This is a genomic window from Merdimmobilis hominis, from assembly GCF_016901855.1.
In the GTDB taxonomy this organism is placed as follows: domain Bacteria; phylum Bacillota; class Clostridia; order Oscillospirales; family Ruminococcaceae; genus Paludihabitans.
Map to the genome: position 1 here is coordinate 220,512 of NZ_JACJKY010000001.1, position 23,630 is coordinate 244,141.

Annotated in this window: 17 protein-coding genes; 3 read left to right on the forward strand and 14 right to left on the reverse strand. The window is 45.9% G+C overall.

Features of this window, described 5'->3' with window-relative positions:
- Positions 1-521: 521 nt before the first annotated feature.
- The 6 genes from rlmD (H6A12_RS01195) to rlmD (H6A12_RS01220) form a co-directional block, all read right to left on the reverse strand.
- The gene (gene rlmD, locus H6A12_RS01195; RefSeq protein WP_204443937.1) at positions 522-1,733 is read right to left on the reverse strand and encodes a 23S rRNA (uracil(1939)-C(5))-methyltransferase RlmD; all 1,212 of its coding nucleotides are present in this window, start codon (positions 1,731-1,733) and stop codon (positions 522-524) included.
- On the reverse strand, positions 1,730-2,344 hold the full coding sequence (locus tag H6A12_RS01200) for an SGNH/GDSL hydrolase family protein (RefSeq protein WP_204443939.1): 615 nt from the start codon (positions 2,342-2,344) through the stop codon (positions 1,730-1,732). The genes rlmD (H6A12_RS01195) and H6A12_RS01200 overlap by 4 nt, the downstream gene beginning before the upstream one ends.
- Before the next feature lie 48 nt (positions 2,345-2,392).
- Positions 2,393-3,379 (reverse strand): diaminopimelate dehydrogenase, encoded by a 987-nt coding sequence (locus H6A12_RS01205; protein WP_204443941.1) that lies wholly within the window; start codon positions 3,377-3,379, stop codon positions 2,393-2,395.
- 252 nt (positions 3,380-3,631) lie between these two features.
- The gene (gene hpf / locus H6A12_RS01210) at positions 3,632-4,162 is read right to left on the reverse strand and encodes a ribosome hibernation-promoting factor, HPF/YfiA family (RefSeq protein WP_204443943.1); all 531 of its coding nucleotides are present in this window, start codon (positions 4,160-4,162) and stop codon (positions 3,632-3,634) included.
- 193 nt (positions 4,163-4,355) lie between these two features.
- Positions 4,356-5,603 carry a GNAT family N-acetyltransferase gene (locus tag H6A12_RS13650; RefSeq protein ID WP_345941206.1) on the reverse strand — a complete coding sequence of 416 codons (1,248 nt, stop codon included), beginning with the start codon at positions 5,601-5,603 and terminating at the stop codon, positions 4,356-4,358.
- 31 nt (positions 5,604-5,634) lie between these two features.
- Positions 5,635-7,005, reverse strand: coding sequence for a 23S rRNA (uracil(1939)-C(5))-methyltransferase RlmD (gene rlmD / locus H6A12_RS01220; protein ID WP_243415244.1), 1,371 nt, complete (start codon positions 7,003-7,005; stop codon positions 5,635-5,637).
- A 171-nt stretch (positions 7,006-7,176) separates the two neighbouring features.
- On the opposite strand from rlmD (H6A12_RS01220), the gene H6A12_RS01225 reads away from it, so the two are divergent.
- The gene (locus H6A12_RS01225) at positions 7,177-10,128 is read left to right on the forward strand and encodes a glycoside hydrolase family 2 TIM barrel-domain containing protein (protein ID WP_204443945.1); all 2,952 of its coding nucleotides are present in this window, start codon (positions 7,177-7,179) and stop codon (positions 10,126-10,128) included.
- 52 nt (positions 10,129-10,180) lie between these two features.
- Here the strand turns inward: H6A12_RS01225 and sigG are convergent, their stop codons facing one another.
- Positions 10,181-10,951, reverse strand: a complete 771-nt coding sequence (gene sigG / locus H6A12_RS01230; RefSeq protein WP_204443947.1) for an RNA polymerase sporulation sigma factor SigG — start codon at positions 10,949-10,951, stop codon at positions 10,181-10,183.
- A gap of 167 nt (positions 10,952-11,118) precedes the next feature.
- On the opposite strand from sigG, the gene H6A12_RS01235 reads away from it, so the two are divergent.
- Positions 11,119-12,024: a DnaD domain protein gene (locus H6A12_RS01235; RefSeq protein WP_204443949.1), complete on the forward strand. Its 906-nt coding sequence runs from the start codon at positions 11,119-11,121 to the stop codon at positions 12,022-12,024.
- A 15-nt stretch (positions 12,025-12,039) separates the two neighbouring features.
- Positions 12,040-13,017 (forward strand): ATP-binding protein, encoded by a 978-nt coding sequence (locus tag H6A12_RS01240; RefSeq protein ID WP_204443951.1) that lies wholly within the window; start codon positions 12,040-12,042, stop codon positions 13,015-13,017.
- 53 nt (positions 13,018-13,070) lie between these two features.
- Here H6A12_RS01240 and fsa read toward each other — a convergent pair whose 3' ends face one another.
- The 7 genes from fsa to H6A12_RS01275 all read right to left on the reverse strand — a co-directional run bounded on the left by fsa (position 13,071) and on the right by H6A12_RS01275 (position 23,510).
- Positions 13,071-13,718 (reverse strand): fructose-6-phosphate aldolase, encoded by a 648-nt coding sequence (gene fsa / locus H6A12_RS01245; RefSeq protein WP_204443953.1) that lies wholly within the window; start codon positions 13,716-13,718, stop codon positions 13,071-13,073.
- Positions 13,719-13,914: 196 nt separating this feature from the next.
- Positions 13,915-14,898: a phosphotransferase family protein gene (locus H6A12_RS01250; RefSeq protein WP_204443955.1), complete on the reverse strand. Its 984-nt coding sequence runs from the start codon at positions 14,896-14,898 to the stop codon at positions 13,915-13,917.
- 101 nt (positions 14,899-14,999) lie between these two features.
- Positions 15,000-16,205, reverse strand: a complete 1,206-nt coding sequence (locus H6A12_RS01255) for an LL-diaminopimelate aminotransferase (protein WP_204443957.1) — start codon at positions 16,203-16,205, stop codon at positions 15,000-15,002.
- Between the two features lie 43 nt (positions 16,206-16,248).
- On the reverse strand, positions 16,249-17,679 hold the full coding sequence (gene purF, locus H6A12_RS01260; RefSeq protein ID WP_204443959.1) for an amidophosphoribosyltransferase: 1,431 nt from the start codon (positions 17,677-17,679) through the stop codon (positions 16,249-16,251).
- Positions 17,676-19,289 (reverse strand): CTP synthase, encoded by a 1,614-nt coding sequence (locus H6A12_RS01265; RefSeq protein WP_204443961.1) that lies wholly within the window; start codon positions 19,287-19,289, stop codon positions 17,676-17,678. The genes purF and H6A12_RS01265 overlap by 4 nt, the downstream gene beginning before the upstream one ends.
- Positions 19,290-19,529: 240 nt before the next feature.
- Positions 19,530-21,113: an asparagine synthase B gene (gene asnB, locus H6A12_RS01270; RefSeq protein WP_204443964.1), complete on the reverse strand. Its 1,584-nt coding sequence runs from the start codon at positions 21,111-21,113 to the stop codon at positions 19,530-19,532.
- Positions 21,114-21,410: 297 nt separating this feature from the next.
- Positions 21,411-23,510 (reverse strand): glutamine synthetase III, encoded by a 2,100-nt coding sequence (locus H6A12_RS01275; RefSeq protein ID WP_204443966.1) that lies wholly within the window; start codon positions 23,508-23,510, stop codon positions 21,411-21,413.
- Positions 23,511-23,630: the final 120 nt, after the last annotated feature.

The window sequence follows — 23,630 nt, forward strand, 5'->3', positions numbered from 1 at the left end:
ATAACACAAATATTGTAAAATGTAAATAGGGTTTAAAAAATATTTTATTCAATCAAAACATAAATAAAGTGTTTTTAAATTATGTTTATTTGAAATCGCAATATAATCTGCCACCCGTATCCTGATAAGAACATCAACTGATTATGCAGATCATTGCACAAAACACAGTAAGAAAGCGTTTCATTGCAGTCACCTCCGTAAAACGTATGATGGGATTGTCTTTCATGCAGTTGTCAATGTAATCAGATCAGTATCAGTTAAATCATCCATATATTTCTTCGCAATTTCATTTTATCATATTTGTGATGGAATGTAAACAAAATGTTATATATCTTTTTGCACAAATTTCAATAATAATTATTGTGTACCTTTACACAATCGAATTGATCGTCTATTTAATAAAACATGAAATGTCTATTTCTTGTATTTTTCTAAAAGAAAAAGATGCTTGTTCATATAAACGAAACAAGCATCTTACTGATAACTATATTTTTTAGATAAACAGTGACCATATACAACAATCAAACAGATTCTTTTTCAATTTCCACCACACACTCTGTATGTGACGTGTGCGGGAACATATCAACCGGCTGCATTCTGCGCACTTTGTATCCGTGCTTTACAAGAAATTCAAGATCTCGTGCAAGCGTTTGCGGATTGCAGGAAATATACACCACACGGCGCGGCGCAAGCGTCACTACCGACGAAAGAAACGCTTCATCACTTCCCGCACGCGGCGGGTCCATCAGCACAACATCTGCGTGCGCACCTTCATGCGCCATCTGTACCATAAATTCTCCCGCATCAGCATTGTGGAAATAAATATTTTTAATTTCGTTTCGCTTCGCATTTGCGATTGCATCCCGAACAGCATCACGGTTCACTTCGACACCGATCACCTGCCCGGCCGCTTTGCTCGCAACCATTCCGATTGTTCCGATGCCGCAGTACGCATCAATCACCGTTTCTGTTCCGGTCAGCTGCGCATATGAAACGGCTGTTTCATACAAAATTTTAGTCTGCACCGGATTGATCTGATAAAATGATTTCGCAGAAATCCGGAATATGCATCCGCACAGCACATCTTCGATATATCCCGGGCCGTACAGCACCATTTCGCGATCACCAAGCACCATACTTGTATGCTTTTGATTGATATTCAGCACAATCGTGGTGATCTCCGGATATTTTTCAAGCAATGCTTTCACAAAATGTTTTTTCGCCGCAAAAATCGGAGATGTCGCAACCAAAACAACCATAATCTGATTCGTAGCGAATCCGCGTTTGACCAGCACATGACGCAAAAATCCGCGTTCATTGCGCTCATCATACGCCGTCATCTTAAACGAACGCATCATTTTCCGGATAGATACAATGATCTCATCCGCTTTCTCGTCTTCGATTAAACAGCTGTCAATCGGCACAATCCGATGCGTGCTCGATTGATACACGCCCGAAATAATCCGATTATTGCGGTCAATCGAAAAAGCTGCCTGCACCTTATTCCGATAATGATACGGATGCTCCATTCCAATAATCGGCTGTACGTGTCCGAATCGCCCAAGCAATTTTTCGACTGCATTTTGTTTGAATTCAAGCTGACGTCCATACGACATGTTCTGGATCTGGCATCCGCCGCACCGACGATAGACCGGGCATTTTCCGTCATCGCGGCGCACCGTTTTACGGAACGCAGCAGATGGATGTGTTCGCTTGTTTGACTGACGATTCATCGCTCACTCTCTTTTCCTGTATTCGTTGTTTTAATTGCGTGTAAAATCAGCTGATCTTCCTCTAACACGCTGTGGATTTTTGATGGGAAAATAGTTTCGGCAATCGTATATGCCGCAAGACGCGCCCCCATTGCATTTGCATGTTCACCGTCGTCAGAAAACAGCGGAATCTCCGGATTCTGTGCAATGAAATTCCACCAAACCTCTCCCACCGGCGCAACAGCGCACCCGTGATTTTCGGCCAAATGCAAATATGCATCTGTCATCGGTTTTTGCTCGGCATATCCATATCGTTTTGCCTGCCAGGTCATGTATAAAACAGGGGTAGCACCTGCTTGGCGAATCCACGCAATCAACCGCGAGGCGCCCTCTTTCATTTGCGAAAGATCGCCCATGGGATGTGCTGTGTGCTGCAAAATCACATAATCGTAACCGCCAAACAGAATATTAAACCGAACTTCCGGCTCGTCAACATGGAACATGAAACCTTTTCCGCCATGTGCCAGCATCGTCACAGAAACCGCAATCTCATTTTTTTCACAAATTCTTTTAAATATCTGCGGCATGTCATGATAATATGTATGACTGTTTCCGATAAATAATATGTTCACAGCAAATCCCCCTATCCGTCCTGTGTTTTGATTATTTAATTCCTTGCTTTACAGCATTGTGCGGCGCAGTGTTTCGCCATCCATCGGGCTGAGCAGTGCCGGTGCAATGTCAAAAACGGTTTTGCAGCCCACATCTTTGGCGCTTGCCAAACGATACACCGCACGCACATAAGCTGCGATAACAGAAGCAGTAAATTCCGGATTGGAATCGAGTTTTAAACGGTATTCGATCAAGTGATTGTTTTCTTGATTGAATCCTGTCTTTCCGGTACGAATCACAAAGCCGCCATGCGGAAGCGATGCATGGTTTTTCTGAAGTTCTTCTTTGGAAATGAAATGAACCGTTGTATCGTAATCAGCAAAATAGTTCGGCATCTCTTTGATTTCTTTTTCGATTTTTGCAAGATCTGCGCCTTCTTTTGCTACGACGTAGCATTCTCTGGTATGTTTTTCACGTGTTGTCAGTGTTGGGTTTGCACCGCTGCGAACAGCTTCCAGCGCACTTTCCACCGGAACAGTGTACTGGCGAGCATCTGCGACACCCTCAATTCTGCGAATCGCGTCAGAATGTCCCTGGCTGACGCCTTTTCCCCAGAAGGTATAATCTGCGCCGTTCGGAAGCACTGCATTTGCATACAGACGATTCAGCGAGAACATGCCCGGATCCCAGCCTGCGGAAATCAGCGAAACGGTATTTCCTTTTTTGCTTGCTGCGTCTACATTAGCAAAGTGCTCCGGAATTTTTGCATGTGTATCAAAACTATCAACTACATTGAAATGCTCTGCGAGCATCGGTGTCTGAACCGGAAGATCCGTTGCCGATCCGCCGCAAAGCACCATGACGTCAATTTCATCTTTGTGCGTCAGCACATCATCTGCATGATAAACCGGCACACCTTCGGTCAAAATCGAAACAGTTTTCGGATCACGGCGCGTAAAAACAGCAGCCAGCTCCATATCTTCATTATTTTTTACAGCACATTCGATGCCGCGGCCGAGATTGCCATATCCAAAAATGCCCACACGAATCTTCATAAATCAAAACAGCTCCTTTTTCGTTCTTCAGTCACACAGAGTCTTTGACTGATATATCTTCCATTATACACGTTTTTTGAATTTTGTACATCTTTGTTTTGCAAAAAACAGTGTATAAACAGTTAAATTTTTCGTTTTTCTTTCTATTTTCTCTGGTTTCTGAATTTTGATTCAAAAAATATTTCAGAACTGCAAAATCTCTATTCAAATTAAAAAGGCTGGTGCACCAGCCTTTTTAATTTGAATAAATGTTTAATCATCATCCGGTTCAATGACAGCATAATCGCCTTTTTTGCGTTTATATACAAGATTGATTTCATTGGTGTGCGCATTGCGGAACATGAAAAACGTATGACCAAGCAAATTCATCTGCAAAATGGCCTCTTCCACACTCATCGGCTTAATCGGAAATCGTTTTGTGCGGACAATATCATACGTTTCTTCGTACTCAGCCTCTTCTGCTTCTTCCGCAAACAACGGAAGTGTGTCGGTTTTCCACTTCTTTTCGAGTTTGCTTTTGTTTTTGACAATCTGACGGCTCAGCGCATCCGCTACAGCCTCCAGCGAATCAAGACGATCGCCGGTTGTCTGCTCCGCACGGAAATACATGCCGCGTGCGCGAATCGTCACCTCGACAGTTTCACGGTCACGCTCATTTGTGACAGTGACGACAGCCTCTGCATCGTCGTTAAAAAACTTGTCAAATTTCGCAAGTTTCTTTTCCACACGATCCCGGAACGAATCTTTTACGGTCGTTTTTCTTCCTACGATTTTGATTGTCATAAGCTCAACCCCTTTTTTGTGTTGATTGGGAATCGGGCGATTGCCTTTTGATTTCCCTGTGTTTAGTATATCATATTTATTAAAAAAGCACAATATATTTTTTGTTTTTCGTGCAAAATAATTATATGAGCACAATACACAGCAGAAACGTTCGATCAAAATCTTAAAACGAACAGTCCTACGGAAAAGAAAATCATCTGTGAATATACAGCCGTGTCATTTCAGTATCATAATCTCCTTGAACCATGCACAAAAACGCCCATCCGTAACGCTCATAAAATCCTATATGATCTGTAACCAGATAGGCAGGAGAAATTCCTTTTACACGGCAATCCTCTACAGCGGCATTTAAAAGCTTTCCCGCAATTCCCTGACAGCGATATACTTCTTCCGTATAAACCGCGCAGATGTTCGGCGTTAAATCTTTTCGGTTGTGAAAATCATTCGCAATCACGCCCAGTCCGCCAACGATTTTTTCTGAGTCGAGGCACAAATACCAGCCATATTCCGTTTGATGACTCAAATAGGATTCCATACATTCAAGATACGCTTGTTCCGGCACACCCCATTTGCTGTGAAACCACTTTGCCGCTGTATATTTGTATTCCGGCCGTTCCCGCAGCGAAATGATTTGATATTTATCATCTTTTTCTCCTACAAACAGCAAATGATTCGTCATACCCAAAAACTCTGGCTTTTCGCAGATATAAAAATGATATCGAAGGTATTGCGCATAATCATCATCGCTCATTTCATTGATTCTTGCCGCCATCAGCTCACTTGCACCGTCACTGGCAACCTCGTGCAAAATCGTTACTCCGCCACGAGCAAGAAGATTCCTCGCCGCATCCACTGTGTGAAACACAAACGGAAAATCGGTTAATCTGAATGTTTCTTTGTTGTAATCTCCGGAGGAAAAGTAATTTACGTCAAATGAAAACTCTGTAAGAAAAACGAAATCATTCGAAATAAACGCGAAGAAAATCTTCCCGCCATCTTTACAGACACGTTTTGCCTCTTTCATGCACTTCAGTTTATCTGCATCATTTTCCAGATGATAAAGCGGACCAAACAAAAGCACAATATCAAATGATTGATCGTCATAACGTGACAAATCAAGCGCATTTCCCTGCACAAGATCGATTGGATCTTCTGGCGTCAATTTTTTACGAAACGCCGCAATATTTGCATCGGTCAGTTCAAGCGCAGATACTTCATATCCTTTTCTCGCAAAATACAAGCTATATTCTCCGGCACCTGCGCCAATATCAAGAATTCTGTCACCTTTTTTTAAGTATTTTTCGATGTAGTGAACAGTGGTGAGAAATTCAACACGCGCAGCCTTGGAGTGATTCAGTCTGCTGTCCTCATTGAAAATGTCGTAGATTCTATTCACGCGTTCCGTCTCATTTTCTATTGCTCGAATTTCATTGAAGTTCATCTAAATCCCCCTATAAACAGCCCATTTATTGTTATCTTTCCATTTTTACGATACATTCACAATGTGTTGTCCGCGGGAACATATCCACCGGGATAATCTCTTTGACTGCATAGCCGCCATCTGCCAAAAGGCGCGTATCCCGTGCCGCCGTTGCCGGATTGCACGACACCATTACAAGCCGTTTTGGCGCCATTGCTTGGATTGCATCGATGACTTCCCTGTCCAGTCCCTTTCGCGGCGGGTCCACCACAATCACGTCCGGTGCAATCCCGGACGACGCAAACCGTTTTGCCGCTTCTTTTGCATCTGCACAATAAAACGACGCATGGGAAATTCCGTTTCGTACGGCGTTTTCTTTTGCGTTTTCAATCGCCTCCGGCACGATCTCCACACCGATCACTTCTTTTACCTGTGAAGCTGCCGCAAGGCCGATTGTTCCCGCACCGCAGTACAGATCAAGCAGCAAATCGTCTTTGCTGAGCGATGCACAGGAAAGCGCCGTCTGATATAAAACCTCTGCCTGATCACGGTTCACCTGATAAAACGAAAGCGGAGAAAGTGTAATCCGCACACCGCACAAAATATCTTCAATCGTGTCGCTTCCCGCAAGCGTAATGCACTCTTTTCCCAAAATAACATTTGTTTTTTCCGGATTGACATTGAGCACAACGCTTGCCACCTGCGGATACTTCTTCGTAAGTTCCTGTGCAAGGTCGGAAAACAAATGAGCCGCCGGTGATGCACATACAAAGCAAACCATAATTTGATTCGTTTGCTCGCCGATACGCAGATACAAGTGGCGTAAAATGCCGCTGTGTGTCTGCTCGTCATATACCGAAATATTATGAAGCTGCACATATCGGCTGACAGTCTCACGGATGCGGTCAAAAACCGGCGGATGAAGTGCACAGCTGCTGCTGTCAATGATCCGGTGGCTGCGTCTTGCATAAAATCCGCACTGCACCTTCTTCTCTTTGGAAAGTCCGAACGGATACTGCGCTTTATTCCGATACCGGTTCACCCGCTCACTTTTAATAATCGGCGAAACCGGTGTCAAAATTCCGCCGAGACGCGAAAACGCATCTGCAACCATTTCTTGTTTTAAACGGCATTCCTCTTCATAGGAAATATGCCGAAACGAACAGCCGCCGCACTGTTTAAACTGCGCGCAGTCCGGCACTACACGCGTTTTCGACGGAACAAGCACCGATTCAAGCCTTCCATAGCCAAAGCTTTTATTTTTCTTCACAAGCCGGATCATACAGCGGTCGCCCACAGCTGTATCCGGCACAAATACCGCATACTGTCCGATCCGTCCGACGCCGTTTCCTTCATTTGTCATACCGGTAATTTCTATTTCATACAGATGATTTTTTTGAATGTCCGTCATCTCGTTTTTCATGCCGTCAATATACTCCCTGTGTCATAAAGTTGTTTCATTTATTATATCATGTTTCCTGTTCGGCTTCAATCAAGGAAATTCACAAGAATCTGTTTTTTGTATTGACATCTTCTTTTCGGATTTATATAATCAAGGTGCATATTTATTTTAAATCAAAGGAGCGTATTTTTTATGCTGTTTCCATTTTATGAAGATTTAAGCACTGTTCGCGTCAATACAATGCCGAACCGTGCTTATTACATTCCTTGCTCTCCGAATGCATCTACCGATCAAAAAACGGACAACCCCCGTGTGCTGATGCTGAATGGTACTTGGAATTTCCGCTTTTTTGAGTCGGTCAGCCAGTTTACTTTCTCCCCCGATTGCTTTGACAAACTGCCGGTTCCGTCTAACTGGCAGATGCACGGATATGACAATCACCAGTACACAAACGTATTGTATCCGATCCCGTTCAATCCGCCGTATGTACCGAAAAAGAATCCGTGTGCACTGTATGAGCGCACCTTTTCGATCAAAAAAGATGCGGATTTTTCTTACTTTGTAAACTTCGAAGGCGTTGACTCCTGCCATTATCTGTACATCAACGACCAGTTCGTCGGCTACAGCCAGGTTTCGCACTCTACCGCAGAATACGACGTCAGCGCATTCTTAAAAGACGGCGAAAATAAAATTTCCGTCGTTGTGTTAAAATGGTGTGACGGCACCTATGTCGAAGATCAGGACAAACTGCGCATGTCCGGTATTTTCCGTGACGTTTACCTGCTCTCTCGTCCGTCCCGCCATATTCAGAATTATCGCGTAAAAACATCGATCACCGGCGAAACGGCAAACGTTCTCGTTATCACCGAGGATACATGCAGTGATCTTTTGAAAACCATTACACTCAAAGATCAGGCGGGCAATGTGCTTCACCAGGTCACCACGACCGGCACCAGCGTGAGCTTCGAACTGGAAGCGCCGCATCTCTGGACAGCGGAAACGCCGTATCTTTACACACTCGAACTGACCGCAGAAAATGAACGGATCATCGACCGTGTGGGTGTGCGTGAAATCTGTGTCAAAGACAAAGTCGTCTATGTAAACGGCAAAAAAGTCAAATTCAAAGGCGTCAACCGCCATGACAGCTACACCGATACCGGTTATGTCGCATCGATGGAGCAAATTCGCCACGACTTGACCATGATGAAACAGCACAATATCAACGCAATCCGCACCTCGCACTATCCAAACCGTCCGGAATTTTATAAACTGTGCGATCAGTACGGCTTTTATATCATTGATGAATGCGATATCGAAGCGCATGGACAGGTCAACACCACCGCCGAATATGATTCGGACGGATATGCACAGATCTCCGACAACCCGGATTGGGAACTCACCATTGTTGACCGGCTCGAACGCCTCGTATCCCGTGATATGAACCGTCCGTGCGTTGTGATCTGGTCGCTCGGCAACGAGAGCGGTTTCGGCTATTGCTTTAAGCAGGGCATCAAACGCATCCGCCAGATGGACAATTCCCGCCTGATTCACTATGAGTCGACCATCGTCACCCGCGAAAAGGAAAAAGACGAAACATACGAGGGCATCGACTTTGAAAGCGTCATGTATCCGTCGTTTGAGTGGATTGACTCGTTTTTTGCCCGCGAAAACGAAACCCGTCCACTGATCTTGTGCGAATTTGCACATGCAATGGGCAACGGTCCGGGCAGTCTTGAGGATTACTATGACATCATCTATGCGCACGACGATTTCTGCGGCGCATTTGTCTGGGAATGGTGTGATCACACCGTTTTGATGGGCGAGAAAAACGGCAAGAAAATGTACGGATACGGCGGCGACTTCGGCGAATTCCCGCATGACGGCAACTTCTGCATGGACGGCCTTGTCTATCCGGACCGCACACCGCATACCGGCCTGTTAGAACTCAAAAATGCTGCGCGTCCGGCACATATCACCTACCGTGACGGTGCGCTGATTGTAAAGAACAAACTCGATTTTCAGAATTTAAACGACGTGCTGTACCTGCACTGGACACTCGAGCAAAACGGCGAAGAAATCGCATCCGGAACCATTGAATCTGTCGATGTTTTGCCGGGCGAAACGACTTCGATCCCTGTTTCTCTGCCGGAAACCCACGGCGCACGCGTTTATCTGACCGTATCACAGCGCGCGAAAGCTTCCACTGCACTGGTGAGCAGCGGACACGAGTTCGGATTCGATCAGATCAACCTCTCCACCTGTGATGCACCGGTATCTGTGAAAACAGAAGGCGCTCCGCTCACAGTGGAAGATGACGATGCGTTCATCACAATTAAAAATGACAGCTTCTGCTATCGCTTCTCCAAAGAAGCAGGTACCTTCTGCCATATGGAAGTTGGCGGCACTGTATTGCTCGATCGTCCGATGGAATATGATCTCTACCGTGCGCCGACAGACAACGACCGCAATATCAAATTGCGCTGGAAAGAAGAAGGCTTTGACCGCGTCATTCCGTACACCTATCCGATCACGACAGAAACAGGCGATCACTGCGTGAAAATTTGCTGCCCGATGTCGCTGTGCGTGATTTCCCGTGCAAACCTCGCAGAACTGAACACTGTCTGGACGGTATATGAAAGCGGCGCAGTTCACATCTCGGCACAGACAAAAGTCCGCGACACTGTTTCGTGGCTGCCGCGTTTCGGCCTGCGGATGTTTGTAAACAACGCTTTTGACCGCTGCCGTTATTTTGCACACGGTCCGCAGGAAAGCTACGTCGACAAGCATATCGGTTCGCGCAAAGGTGTGTATGAGAACCGCGTTGCTGACTTGCATGAAGATTACATCTTCCCGCAGGAAAACGGTTCGCACTATGATGCAGAATTTGTATCGCTGACAAACGGCGCACAGACACTGACCGCACAGTCCTGCCGTCCGTTCAGCTTCAACGCTTCGCCGTACACCCGCGAGGTTCTCGAGTCGTGCATGCACAACTACGAGATCACAGAATCCGGTTACACAGTGCTCACACTCGACTATGCAATGAGCGGTGTTGGTTCCAACAGCTGCGGTCCGGAGCTGCCGGAGCGTTATCGCCTCTCCGAAAAAGAATTCACACTCGACTTTACGCTGACAATCGAATAAGCTGAATCAAAACGATCAACAAAAATGTCCATCTTTTTAAGACGGACATTTTTTACAGCACTTTTTTGATTTTTTTGAGTGCACCTTTTTCAAGTCTTGATACCTGTGCCTGACTGATACCGATTTCGTTCGCCACTTCCATCTGGGTCTGCCCGTTAAAAAAACGGAGATGAATGATTGTCTTTTCCCGCTCGCTCAGCTGCTGCATCGCCTCTTTCATCATGATCTCGGAAAGCCAGCTTTCCTCACACGTCTGATCGCCGACCTGATCCATCACATAAATCGTGTCGCCGCCGTCCGAATAGACCGGTTCATACAGTGACACCGGTTCGACGATCGCCTCCAGTGCCAGTACCACACGTTCTTTCGGCAAAGAAAGTTCCTTTGCGATCTGATCGATTGTCGGTTCGGCATTATTCTGTGCAGTCAGCCGCTCTTTCACCTGCATGGCGCGATATGCGATGTCTTTTAATGACCGGCTGACCCGCAGTGTGTTGGAATCCCGCAGATGACGCCGGATCTCTCCCTGAATCATCGGCACCGCATACGTCGAAAACCGTACATCCTGTGTAATATCAAAATGGTCGATTGCTTTCATCAGTCCGATGCATCCGATCTGAAACAGATCATCCGGATTTTCACCCCGATTTGCAAAGCGCTGAATCACGCTCAAAACAAGCCGCAGATTCCCGCAGATAAGCTTTTCGCGTGCAGTCGAATCTCCCTGCTGCATCTGCTTTAACAGCGCCATTTTTTCGCTTTCTTTTAACGTTGTAAGCTTTGCTGTATTGATTCCGCAAATTTCCACTTTGCCGTATGCCAACAATATCTCCGCCTTTCGTTTTCCTGCGGAGAGTATGGTCATTGTGCACACGGTTTATGCAGACGCTTTCTTCAAAAACTTTCATGATTGAGAAAACAGCACAACTGTGCTATAATAAATTGCACGGATTGATTTATCCCATCAGACAGTCAGAGAGGAGGACTTTTATGACATATAAAATCAATTTTGCACGGTATGCAAACCATTTTGCACTTCCAAAAGATATCGTTGACGAATCACTTTGTGATATGGATGATGTCTATTTAAAAGTCATTCTTCTGATTTTTAAACAGCCTGAAAAAGAATGCAGTGTTCATCTGCTCTCCCATTTGCTCGATAAACCGGAGAAAAAAATCGAGGAAGCCATTTCCTATTGGATCAGCCGCGGCTTATTGGTTGCACAAAGCACGCAGAAAAAAGCAGATGTCGTTGTCCTTTCGCAAAAATCGGCATCCCATACTGCGCCGAATCTCAGTGTCACACCGGAGGCAAAATATCTGCTGCAATGTATCGAAAGCCTGCTTTCACGGCCTGTGACGGCAGTCGAATCGAAAACGGTCATTCAGATTCTCGAATACTTAAAAATGCCCGCAGACGTTGTTCTGATGGCAGTGGACTACTGTGTTTCCATCGGAAAAATGAGCGCACGTTATCTTGAAAAAACGTGTGCTGCATGGGCTGACAACGGCATTCTGACGCACGATCTTGCAGAACAGTATCTGACCTTTTTAAAACAAAGCAAGAGTCATGAAGCAATCATCCGGAAAATCACCGGCATTGAAACTCGGAATTTTACCGAAAATGAAAAAACGTTTATCCGCCGTTGGTTTGATGAATATCAATTTGACGAAGAAATGATCACACTTGCGTATGAACGGATGATTCGCTTTATCGGAAAAATATCGTTTCCGTATCTGAATACCATTTTGACCTCATGGTTTGAAAAAGGATACCGCCATCCTGAGGATATCAATGAAGAAAAACGCGAGAAAGTGTCTTCGATTTCAGAAAAGCCGACGTATGATTTGGACGAACTGGAGCGCTTTTGGGAACATGCACCGGATATGAAATAAAAAGGAGGATTCCCCATGCGGAAAGAATCGTTTCACCGTGCGATGAAAACGGTGCATGAACGCCATGATGCAGCAGAAGCGGCAGCCGAACAGCGCCGTTTGGAAATCGCTTTAAAAATTCCTGAAATTACTGTGCTGACCAATCGGCTGACACAGACCTGCACCCAGATTACACGCGCCGTTTTTTCAAAAGAAGAAAACGCGCAGAAAGCAATCGAACGTTTGATGCAGGAAAATTTATCGGCACAGGAAAAAATCAAACAGCTGCTTGCGCAAAACGGCTATCCTGCGGACTATTTGTTTGCAACGTACACCTGTGCAGCATGCTCGGATACCGGATATATCGACGGTGCACAGTGCAAATGCTTAAAAGAGCTGATCGTTCAGTATGAAATCGAATCGTTTAATGCACAAAATCAGATTTCTGCTGTTACGTTTTCGCAGTTTGATCTCTCCTACTATAACGGTGACGCGCGCACACAGATGGAACGTGTATTTGCATTCTGCCAACAATATGCAGACCAGTTCTCCCGCAATGCGGTCAGCATTTTGATGCAGGGCGGCGTCGGTCTTGGAAAGACGCATCTTTCCCTCTCGATTGCATCCGCTTTGATGGAAAAAGGATATGCGGTGCTGTATCTTTCGGCACCCGATTTGTTCCGGAAACTGCAAAATGAGTATTACGGAAAATCGGAAACAAAAACGGATACAATGGATTTGATTCGTGCCGCAGATCTTGTAATCATTGATGATCTCGGTGCAGAGCTTGAAAATCAATTTAATTCCATGGCGTTTTATAACATCGTCAATCTCCGCCAGAATATCATGCGGCCGATGATTATCAATACAAACCTTTCGTTTAAAGAAATTGAACAGCGCTATTCGCAGCGTATGATGTCGCGTCTGCTCTCGTTTCGATGCCTTAAATTCGCAGGAACCGATATTCGACAAATCAAAATGCGGCTTCAATACGGCGCTGCAATGGGATCATAATACAAGAAAAAGCACCCCGCCTGGGGTGCTTTTTTATATGTACTGCAATGTGCTTATTTTTTCGGAACGCCTTCCCAATCTTTTAAGAAGCGGTCAATACCTGCGTCTGTCAGCGGATGACCGATCATCTGCATGATGACTTTATACGGAATGGTTGCAATATCACATCCTGCTTTTGCTGCCTCGATTACGTGAATCGGATGACGAATGCTTGCAGCGATAATCTCTGTGGAAATCTGATGTACACTGAAAATCTCAGCGATATCATGAATCAGAATCATGCCTTCCGAGCCGATATCATCAAGCCGTCCCAAGAACGGGCTCACATAACTTGCACCTGCGCGTGCTGCCAGAAGTGCCTGTGCTGCAGAAAAAATCAATGTGACATTGGTGCGGATTCCTTTTTCAGAAAGGATTTTGACAGCTTTTAAGCCTTCTGCACACATCGGAATTTTGATGACGATGTTTTCGTGGATTTTTGCAAGTTCCAATGCTTCCGAAACCATTTTTTCATGCTCAAGCGAAATGACTTCTGCAGAAATCGGACCATCCACAATCGTTGTAATCTCTTTGACTACCTCAACAAAATCGCGGCCTTCTTTTGCGATCAGTGACGGGTTTGTTGTTACACCGCAGATGACGCCAAGTTCGCTCGCTTCACGAATTTCTTCTGTGTTTGCTGTGTCAATAAATAATTTCATATTCCCCTATCCTTTCGTTTGTATCCGCACACGGTATTTCTCTAAAGAAAGCGCTGTTCGTGTTCGAGCACGAATACGCTTGAAAGAAAAACCGCAGCTGCGGTTTTGTTCTTTTCTGCCATAACTATAGCACATTTATATGATGGTTGCAAGTGGTTTTAAAAAAATTTCCCCGGACAAAAGCAATGCATATCCATTACATTTCGATATCATTTTCGGCATTGATGATTCGGCGAATTTCAGCCATCCGTTCATGATATAAATCGAGATTATTATATTCTCCGATTCCCACATATGCTTCCAAAACCAGATAAAACATTCGGTACAGCTGTATCCGTTTTCTGCGATGTTCCTCGGTTGGTGCCGGCGGATGAAATCCATACCCTCTTTGCATTTCTTTATCTTCCATCCATGGACTTGAAAACTCAAAATCCGGATCGCCGAATACCGCACGATCACCGTCAATCACCGCACGAATGACAGACAAGTCCTGTTTATCAAGCAGAACATTTCCTGCCCATAAATCCGTATGCATCAAATGCGGCGTTTGAATCTCGTCAAAAAGCGAGCGATTTTTGATAAACTGTTCTTTGATTTTGTCCGCTTCCGCAGCAGAAATCCCGTCAAACTTCTGCAAGCGATCTGTCATATCTGTAATTTCAAAAAGAAGCGCTTCTCCCCATGATGTAAAGTGATATCCTTCTAAAATCCGCGACACAAATCCAAAAAATGAGCCGGTCACCTGATGGAGTTTTGCCAAATAACACCCAAGTGTAAAACAAAGTTCGTTTCGCTGTTCATCCGAAAGATTCACTTTCACCATGGCGACAGACGGAATGTATTCCACAATCATATAGTCGCGGTCAATCACTGTTTTGGAGGTATCGCACACCAAAATATGAGAAGAAGGAATGCCAATCTGACGGCAAATATCGCAGACATATTCCTCCGCCCGCATGAGATTCTGCTCAAAGCCCATAATGCGTTCCCGGTGAACCGGTCCAAGACGCAAAATCGCCTCTTTGCATGAATCACCATATACGACATGATACGTTGTATTAAACATACCGCCGTCCAAAAGCGTCGCTTTTACAACATGATTTTCCTGCAGTGCATGCAGAAAAATCCGACTGATTTCATCACTTGTTGCCTCTTTGAAAATGCTGGACTGAAAATTCATGCGAAAGCCTCCATACCAACTTCGTTTTCATTGGATAGTGCTTTTACTATAGCATGTTTGCAATTTGGATACAAGCGTTTTTGAATGTGTTGTGCACTCGATTATTCACTAATTGGTTTTTCTTTGGAAAGGAGCGCAACCAAACGGCGTGCTGCTTCTTTTGTATCTTCCGGACTGCCGAATGTGGAGAACCGGAAATACCCCTCACCGCATGCACCAAAGCCTTCACCCGGTGTACCAACCACCTGGATTTCATTCAGAATCCAATCAAAGAATTCCCAGCTTCCCATGTTATCCGGGCATTTCATCCAGATATACGGCGCATTCTTTCCGCCGCAGTACCAAATACCGATCGAATCAAGCGCTTCCATCAAAATGCGCGCGTTATTTTTATAAATTTGAATGTTGTCATGAATCTGGCGTTGTCCCTCGTCTGTGAAAACTGCCGCGCCGCCCTTTTGAATAATGTATGACACGCCGTTTGTCTTGGTGGTACGGTTGCGCACCCACATTTCATTCAAATTCATTCCGTTTCGACACAGTGTCTTCGGAATCACAGTATAGCCTAAACGCGTGCCTGTAAAACCTGCTGTTTTGGACAGAGAACAAATCTCGATTGCACACGTTTTTGCACCTTCGATTTCAAAAATGCTGTGCGGCAGTGTTTCATCCTCAATGAACGCTTCATATGCCGCATCAAACAAGATCACTGCGCCGTTTTCGTTCGCAAAGCGAACCCACTGTGCAAGCTGTTCCCGGCTGAACACCGCACCGGTCGGATTGTTCGGAGAACACAAATAGATGATATCCGCTTTTGTGTTTTCATCCGGCAAGGGCAAAAATCCATTTTCCTTGCTTGATGCCAAATGCACAATGTTTCTTCCTGCCATGACGTTTGCATCCACATATGCCGGATATGCCGGCTCAATGACAAGCGCATCGCTTCCACGGTCAAACAAATCAAGCAAATCGCCAAGTTCGTCGCTCGCACCGCTCGATACAAACACTTCATCCGCCGTCACAGATACACCATGTTTTCCGTAATATTCGGCAATCGCTTCCCGAAGAAACGGTGCACCGCATTCCGGCATATATCCGTGAAAACGTGCGGCATCTGCCTGATCATCGACCGCTTCGTGAAGGGCTTTTACCACTGCGTCACAAAGCGGAAGTGATACGTCACCGATTCCCATGCGGTACAAATGCGCATCGGGATGTTCTTGTAAATACGCTTTCGTTTTTTGCGCAATATGATAAAACAGGTACGACTCTTTTAAATTGCCGTAATACATATTTGGCTTAAGCATGCTGATTTCCCCCTATTTTTCCCCTTTAAAAAGGATGATGTTTTTATTCTTTTCGCTGTGAAAGACGTGCTTCAAACCGGTCTTTTCCTGTCGTTTCCGGTATGCTGGTCGGATAGTTTCCTGTAAAGCAAGCGCTGCAGAATGCACCGTTTCCTGTCAGCTGATACAGTGCATCGGCCGGCAAATATCCAAGCGAATCAGCGCCGATCATCTTGCAAATTTCCGGAATCGTATGCTTGCATGCAATCAAATGCTCTTGCGAATCGATGTCCGTTCCGTAATAGCAAGGATGCAGAAACGGCGGCGACGAAATACGCATATGAATCTCTTTTGCACCTGCTTCACGCAGCAGTGTCACAATCCGGCCGCTTGTCGTACCGCGTACAATCGAATCATCCACAAGCACAATCCGTTTTCCCTTCACGGCACATTCGATTGCGGAAAGCTTGATTTTCACTTTGTCCAGTCTGCCGTTTGGCGCGATAAATGTGCGGCCGATGTATTTATTTTTGATCAGTCCCACACCATACGGAATACCGGATGCCTCCGCAAATCCAAGCGCTGCATCCAATCCGGAATCCGGCACGCCGATCACCAAATCTGCTTCTGCCGGATAATGTTTTGCAAGGATATGCCCTGCACGGATACGCGCTGCATGAACAGGCACGCTGTCGATCACGGAATCAGGCCGCGCAAAATAGATATATTCAAAGATACACAGCGATTTCTTTTTTGCTTTGCAATGTTCTCTTCTCGACATCACGCCGTTTTTGCTGAACACCAAAATTTCACCCGGTTCAACGTCACGGATAACCGTTCCGCCGACTGCTTGAATTGCACAAGACTCCGACGCGATCACATAGGTGCCGTCAGGTGTCTGTCCGTAACAAAGCGGCCGAAAGCCGTATGGATCCCTTGCACAGATCAGCTTTTGCGGTGACATCAAGATCAGCGAATATGCACCGTCGAGCGTGTTCATTGCCCGGCTTAACGCCTCTTCAATCGAAGCGGACTGAAGCCGTTCTCTTGTGATAATATACGCAATCGTTTCCGTATCGCTCGTTGTATGAAAAATGGCGCCCGATAATTCAAGTGCATTGCGAAGTGCTGCCGCATTGGATAGATTTCCGTTATGTGCAAGCGCCATGTGCCCTTTTTGATGATTCACTTCAATCGGCTGACAGTTTGCACGCGTCGTTTTTCCTGTTGTTCCATACCGGACATGACCAACCGCCATTGTTCCCTGCGGCAGACGCGACAGTGTTTCGTCCGTGAACACTTCGTTCACCAGTCCCAAATCCTTGTGCGACACAAATATCCCGTCATCATTTACCACAATACCGCAGCTCTCCTGTCCTCTGTGCTGCAGTGCATACAGTCCGTAATACGACACATTTGCCACATCGGTGCATTCAGGCGATATCACGCCAAATACACCGCATTCTTCGTGAATTTCTGATTCCCAAACGCTCATGCTCTGCCTCCGTTATGATATGCAACTGCCGCACCGATAAATCCCGAAAACAGCGGATGCGGTCTATTCGGCCGGCTCTTAAACTCCGGATGATACTGCACACCGAGATAAAACGGCCGGTCGGAAAGCTCTGCTGCTTCCACCAGTCTGCCGTTTGGAGATGTGCCGCTCAGCACAAGTCCGCTGTCCGCAAGACACTGACGGAATTCGTTGTTGAATTCGTAGCGGTGACGATGCCGTTCCTGAATCAAATCGGCTTCATAGCAGCGATGCATGGTCGTGTTCGGTGCAATCGCACAGGGATATGCGCCAAGCCGCAGTGTTCCGCCCTTGTCAATTTCATCGCTTTGTCCGGGCATAAAATCGATCACCTTATGTTTGCACTGCTCATCAAATTCGCCGGAATTTGCATCCGTCAGACCTGCAACGTGCCGTGCATATTCAATCACCATAATCTGCATGCCAAGACAAATGCCGAAATACGGAATATGATGGGTTCGTGCATAAGATGCCGCAAGAATCATCCCCTCAATGCCGCGGCTTCCAAATCCGCCCGGCACCAAAATGCCGTCGATGCCCGAAAGACGCTGTTCAATATTCTGTGCGGACAGTTCTTCGGAATCAATCCAATCGATTTTTACTTCCGCCTCATGCGCGTATCCGGCATGGCGAAGTGCTTCCGCAACCGAAAGATATGCATCGTGCAGCCCAACATATTTCCCGACCAAACCGATGGTAACACTCGATTTTTTGGTGTGAATTCGGCTGACCATTGCTGTCCATTCCGTCAAATCCGGTGCAGGTGCATCAATTCCAAGCTCACGGCAAACAACCGAAGAGAAGTTTGCGCGCTCAAGCATCAGCGGCGCTTCGTACAGATTCGGCAGTGTGATATTTTCGATGACACAGTCGGGTTTTACGTTGCAAAACAGCGAAATCTTTTTAAAAATGGACTCCTCCAATGGTTCATCCGCACGCAGCACGATGATATTCGGATTCACGCCCATGCCCTGCAGTTCTTTCACAGAATGCTGTGTCGGTTTTGATTTATGCTCGTCCGATCCGCGCAAAAACGGTACCAGCGTCACATGAATGAACAGACTGTTTTCTCTGCCGACCTCAAGCGAAATCTGCCGCACTGCCTCGATGAACGGCTGCGACTCAATATCGCCGATTGTGCCGCCGATTTCGGTAATAACGACATCAGCATTCGTCTTCTTTCCAAGACTATAAACAAACTCCTTGATTTCATTCGTAATATGCGGAATCACCTGCACAGTCGAGCCCAAATACTCGCCGCGCCGTTCTTTATTAAGCACATTCCAATACACTTTTCCGGTTGTCAGGTTTGAATATTGATTGAGATCCTCGTCAATAAAACGCTCATAGTGGCCAAGATCGAGATCGGTTTCTGCGCCGTCTTCCGTGACATACACTTCACCGTGCTGATACGGACTCATGGTACCCGGGTCAACGTTGATATACGGATCAAGCTTCTGTGCCGCAACTTTTAAACCGCGCGCCTTTAAAAGCCGTCCCAATGACGCAGCGGTAATACCTTTTCCAAGTCCTGAAACCACGCCGCCGGTCACAAAAATATATTTTCTCATCAACACCACTCCTATTCTGCGGTTTTAGCAGTCCAAATCAAACGCTGTTCTCTCCCATATCCAATGCTTCTAACTGATAAAACCGCTTCTCTTCGTTATATTCTGGGCATAAAAAAGACAATGGTGCCTTTAATGCGAAAACACTAAAGACACCATTGCCTTTTACCCGAATATTTTACACGTTTTTCGGGTATTTGTCAACCGTTCTGCAAGCGTTTTTTACTTTTTTTATTGAATCATTTATTTTCCGCTGTCACCGTAGTTTGAAAGGACACGCGCAGAAGGATCGTTTACATCACAGCCCTCCCACGATTTATTCGGCATCCAGAAATCAACGATCATTTCGCTTTGACCCGGATAGTATTTTTCAAAGATCTCACGGTAAAGAAGCGATTCTTTTGTAAACGGACGTGCATGCGTGTATTTTTTGCATCCCGCTTCAAATGCCTCGTCTGTATAGACTTGCTCTGCATACTCTTTCAGGTCATCTACCATTGAATGTCCGACTGCATCAGAAAACGCAGCTTTTTCACGCCAGAGGATTTCGGTTGGCAGATAGTCGCCGTCCTCAAATGCATGCCGGAGCAGGTATTTGCCTTTTCCATAGGTGTTTTGTTTCATATGCGGATCAAGTGCCATCACATATTTTACGAAATCAAGATCGCCGAACGGCACACGCGCTTCCAGTGAGTTTACAGAGATACAGCGATCTGCACGAAGCACATCATACATATGAAGTTCGCGGACACGTTTCTCTGATTCCTGCTGAAATGCCTCAGCACTCGGTGCAAAGTCAGTGTATTTATATCCGAACAGCTCATCGGAAATCTCACCGGTCAGCAGTACGCGAATGTCTGTCTGCTCATGAATTGCCTTGCAGATCAGATACATGCCCATGCTGGCACGAATGGTTGTAATATCAAAGGTACCAAGCGTTTGAATCACTGTTTCAAGCGAGGAGAGCACCTCTTCGGGTGTCATATAAATCTCGGTGTGATCGCTGCCGATATATTCAGCAACCTGCCGTGCATATTTTAAGTCGATTGCATCCTTTTGCATACCAACCGCAAACGTTTTAATCGGCGCAGCACTTTCTTTTGCAGCGATTGCACACACAAGCGAAGAATCCAATCCGCCGGAGAGCAAAAATCCTACTTTTGCATCCGCAACCAGTCGTTTTTTCACACCGGCAATCAATTTTTCACGAATCTGACGGCAAGCGGTTTCAAGATCGTCGCGGCAGACAGCTTCCGGCTTTGCAATGTCACAATAGCAGACGAATTCGCCTTTTTGATAATAATGTCCGGGTGGAAACGGCATAATGTTCGCCGCGATTCCAACAAGGTTTTTGGCCTCGCTTGCAAAAAGAATCACACCGTCGTCATCATATCCATAATACAGCGGCCGAATCCCGATCGGATCGCGTGCAGCAATAAATTCGCCTGTCTGTCCATCATACAAAATGCACGCAAACTCCGCATCCAGCATCGAAAACATCTCGACACCGTACTCCCGATACATCGGCAGCAGAATTTCACAGTCGCTGTCACTTTGAAATGAATACCCTTTTTCCTTTAAACGTTCTTTCTCTTTTTCAAATCCATACAATTCGCCGTTGCATACCACATAACTTCCGTCCAGTTCAAACGGCTGCATTCCGGAAGGCGTCAGTCCCATAATCGCCAGCCGGTGAAAGCCCATCAAGCCTTTTCCCGTATCAACGATCCGGCTGTCATCCGGTCCGCGGGAAACCGTCCGCTCAAAGCCTTTCAAAAATGAAGAATAGGCGGCATCGCTTTTGCAATAGCCCATAATCGAACACATAAAAGATTCCTCCGTTTTTTCTCATCAATTCAGCATTCTATAGGGCAAGTGCTGTACTCGCGGTGCCACCTATCTTTTCACTCATTTTTGTCTGCCTCAAACAAGGCTTCTCCGACTGACGCGGGAGAACACGGCGCACCTACTGAGAAACACTCTCGTGATTCCGTTCAGATTGCAGCTCGAAAAGGGTTTTTCAAACAGACCTGCCATACGGATTCCACCCGCCCGTACTCTCTTTAGACAAGCGCTCTGCTTTACTTTTCTTTTCTCAAACGCTTTTGATATCAAGATTATTTTTTATGCCTGAACACCGAACAGCAGATCGCCATATGTCGGGAACGGCCAGTATTTTTTCGCTGTGATTGTTTCCGCTTCATCGCACGGAAGTCTCAGTTCACTCATCAGACAAAGAATTCTGTCGCGAATCATTTCCGATTCTGCTGTTACGTTTTCTGCATCATGCAGAGAAAGGAGCGCATCGTCAAGTTCTTCTGTCTTTGCTGCGATCCGATCAACCAGCACAGACAGTTTTTTCACGAGTGCAGTTTCATAGCTGCAAGAAATGGAAGCATCCAATGCTTTTTTCGCAGTAGCTGTTTTGGTAAGATCATAAACGTACGATTCAACTGCCGGAACGATTTGTGTTCTCGCCATATCGACCATCGTGTTCGCCTCAATCACTACAGTTTTACAGTAGTTCTCAAGCATGATCTCGCATCTTGAACGAAGTTCTTCTTCCGAATACACTTTATGTGCAGTCAGCATATCGACGTTTTTCTTGTCGAGCAGGTGCGGCATACAATCCGGTGTTGTGCGGTAGTTAAGCAGTCCGCGCTGTTCGGTTGCCTCTTTGATCCAGCTGTCATCATAGCCGTTGCCGTTAAAGATGATATGCTTGTGATCTTTAATGGTTTTGCGAATCATTGCATTGAGTGTTGTTTTGAAGTCATCTGCCTGTTCTAAGCGATCCGCATAGATTTTAAGGCTCTCTGCAACTGCGCTGTTGAGCATAATGTTTGCACAAGCGATACTGTTCGAAGAACCGAGCATACGGAATTCAAACTTGTTGCCGGTGAATGCAAACGGCGATGTTCTGTTTCGGTCGGTGGTATCGCGGTTAAATTTCGGCAATACGTCAACGCCCAGTTTCATCTGTGTTTTTTCAGCGCCTTTGTACGGAGTATCTGTTTCAATTGCTTCCAAAACAGCGTTCAATTCATCGCCAAGGAAAATCGAAACAACAGCCGGCGGCGCTTCGTTTGCACCCAGACGATGATCGTTGCCTGCGGTTGCAACTGCAATACGGAGCAGATCCTGATAATCATCAACCGCTTTGATGACCGCGCACAAGAACAGCAGGAACTGTGCATTTTCATACGGTGTTTCGCCCGGAGAAAGCAGGTTTTGTCCCTGATCGGTTGCAATCGACCAGTTGTTGTGTTTACCGCTGCCGTTTACACCTGCAAACGGTTTTTCATGAAGCAAACATACAAGACCATGTTTTTGTGCAACCTTCTGCATGATTTCCATTGTCAGCTGGTTATGATCGGTTGCAATGTTTGTGGTCGTATAAATCGGTGCCAGCTCGTGCTGTGCAGGCGCTACCTCATTGTGCTCTGTTTTTGCAAGGATTCCGAGTTTCCACAGCTCATGGTTCAACTCTTCCATATATGCTGCAACGCGCGGTTTGATAACACCGAAGTAATGATCGTCCATCTCCTGACCTTTCGGCGGTTTTGCACCAAACAGGGTTCTGCCGGTAAAACGAAGATCCGGACGTGCATCATACATCTCTTTGGTTACCAGGAAGTATTCCTGCTCCGGTCCTACAGAGGAACGAACACATTTTGCTTTGTCGTTGCCAAACAGACGAAGAATGCGGAGTGCTTGTTTATTGAGCGCTTCCATAGAACGCAGAAGCGGTGTTTTTTTGTCCAGCGCATGACCTGCATACGAACAAAATGCAGTTGGAATGCAGAGTGTTTTTCCTTTAATAAAGGCGTAGGAGGTCGGGTCCCAAGCGGTATAGCCTCTGGCTTCAAACGTTGCGCGCAAACCGCCCGACGGGAACGAGGAGGCATCCGGTTCACCTTTGATGAGTTCTTTTCCGGAAAACTCCATAATCACGCCGCCGTCCGGAGACGGAGAAATGAAGCTGTCGTGCTTTTCCGCTGTGATGCCGGTGAGCGGCTGGAACCAATGGGTGTAATGTGTCGCACCGTGTGCCACTGCCCAATCTTTCATTGCATCTGCCACTGCATTTGCAACGCTCGGATCCAGTTTTGCACCCTCATCAATCGTTTTCTTCAGCGATGCATACACGCTTGCCGACAAATTTGCTTTCATGACTCTGTCGTCAAACACCATGCTGCCAAAATACTCTGATACTGTTGCCATAATCAAAAACTCCTTTTGGCTTTGTTCAATAATAAAACAAAGCACTCATTTGATTCTTGCATCAAAGACTCCCTTGCCTTTTCGCATTTGTTTTGAAATAAGAAAAGGCGCCTTTGAGTT

Coding starts and splice junctions, on each gene's coding strand:
- asnB (WP_204443964.1), bottom strand. CDS start 21,113: ATGTGTTCGATTATGGGCTATTGCAAAAGCGATGCCGCCTATTCTTCA.
- hpf (WP_204443943.1), bottom strand. CDS start 4,162: ATGACAATCAAAATCGTAGGAAGAAAAACGACCGTAAAAGATTCGTTC.
- H6A12_RS01275 (WP_204443966.1), bottom strand. CDS start 23,510: ATGGCAACAGTATCAGAGTATTTTGGCAGCATGGTGTTTGACGACAGA.
- H6A12_RS01225 (WP_204443945.1), top strand. CDS start 7,177: ATGCTGTTTCCATTTTATGAAGATTTAAGCACTGTTCGCGTCAATACA.
- H6A12_RS01265 (WP_204443961.1), bottom strand. CDS start 19,289: ATGAGAAAATATATTTTTGTGACCGGCGGCGTGGTTTCAGGACTTGGA.
- H6A12_RS01240 (WP_204443951.1), top strand. CDS start 12,040: ATGCGGAAAGAATCGTTTCACCGTGCGATGAAAACGGTGCATGAACGC.
- H6A12_RS01235 (WP_204443949.1), top strand. CDS start 11,119: ATGACATATAAAATCAATTTTGCACGGTATGCAAACCATTTTGCACTT.
- H6A12_RS13650 (WP_345941206.1), bottom strand. CDS start 5,603: ATGAACTTCAATGAAATTCGAGCAATAGAAAATGAGACGGAACGCGTG.
- purF (WP_204443959.1), bottom strand. CDS start 17,679: ATGAGCGTTTGGGAATCAGAAATTCACGAAGAATGCGGTGTATTTGGC.
- H6A12_RS01205 (WP_204443941.1), bottom strand. CDS start 3,379: ATGAAGATTCGTGTGGGCATTTTTGGATATGGCAATCTCGGCCGCGGC.
- H6A12_RS01250 (WP_204443955.1), bottom strand. CDS start 14,898: ATGAATTTTCAGTCCAGCATTTTCAAAGAGGCAACAAGTGATGAAATC.
- H6A12_RS01255 (WP_204443957.1), bottom strand. CDS start 16,205: ATGCTTAAGCCAAATATGTATTACGGCAATTTAAAAGAGTCGTACCTG.
- rlmD (WP_243415244.1), bottom strand. CDS start 7,005: ATGAAAAACGAGATGACGGACATTCAAAAAAATCATCTGTATGAAATA.
- fsa (WP_204443953.1), bottom strand. CDS start 13,718: ATGAAATTATTTATTGACACAGCAAACACAGAAGAAATTCGTGAAGCG.
- rlmD (WP_204443937.1), bottom strand. CDS start 1,733: ATGAATCGTCAGTCAAACAAGCGAACACATCCATCTGCTGCGTTCCGT.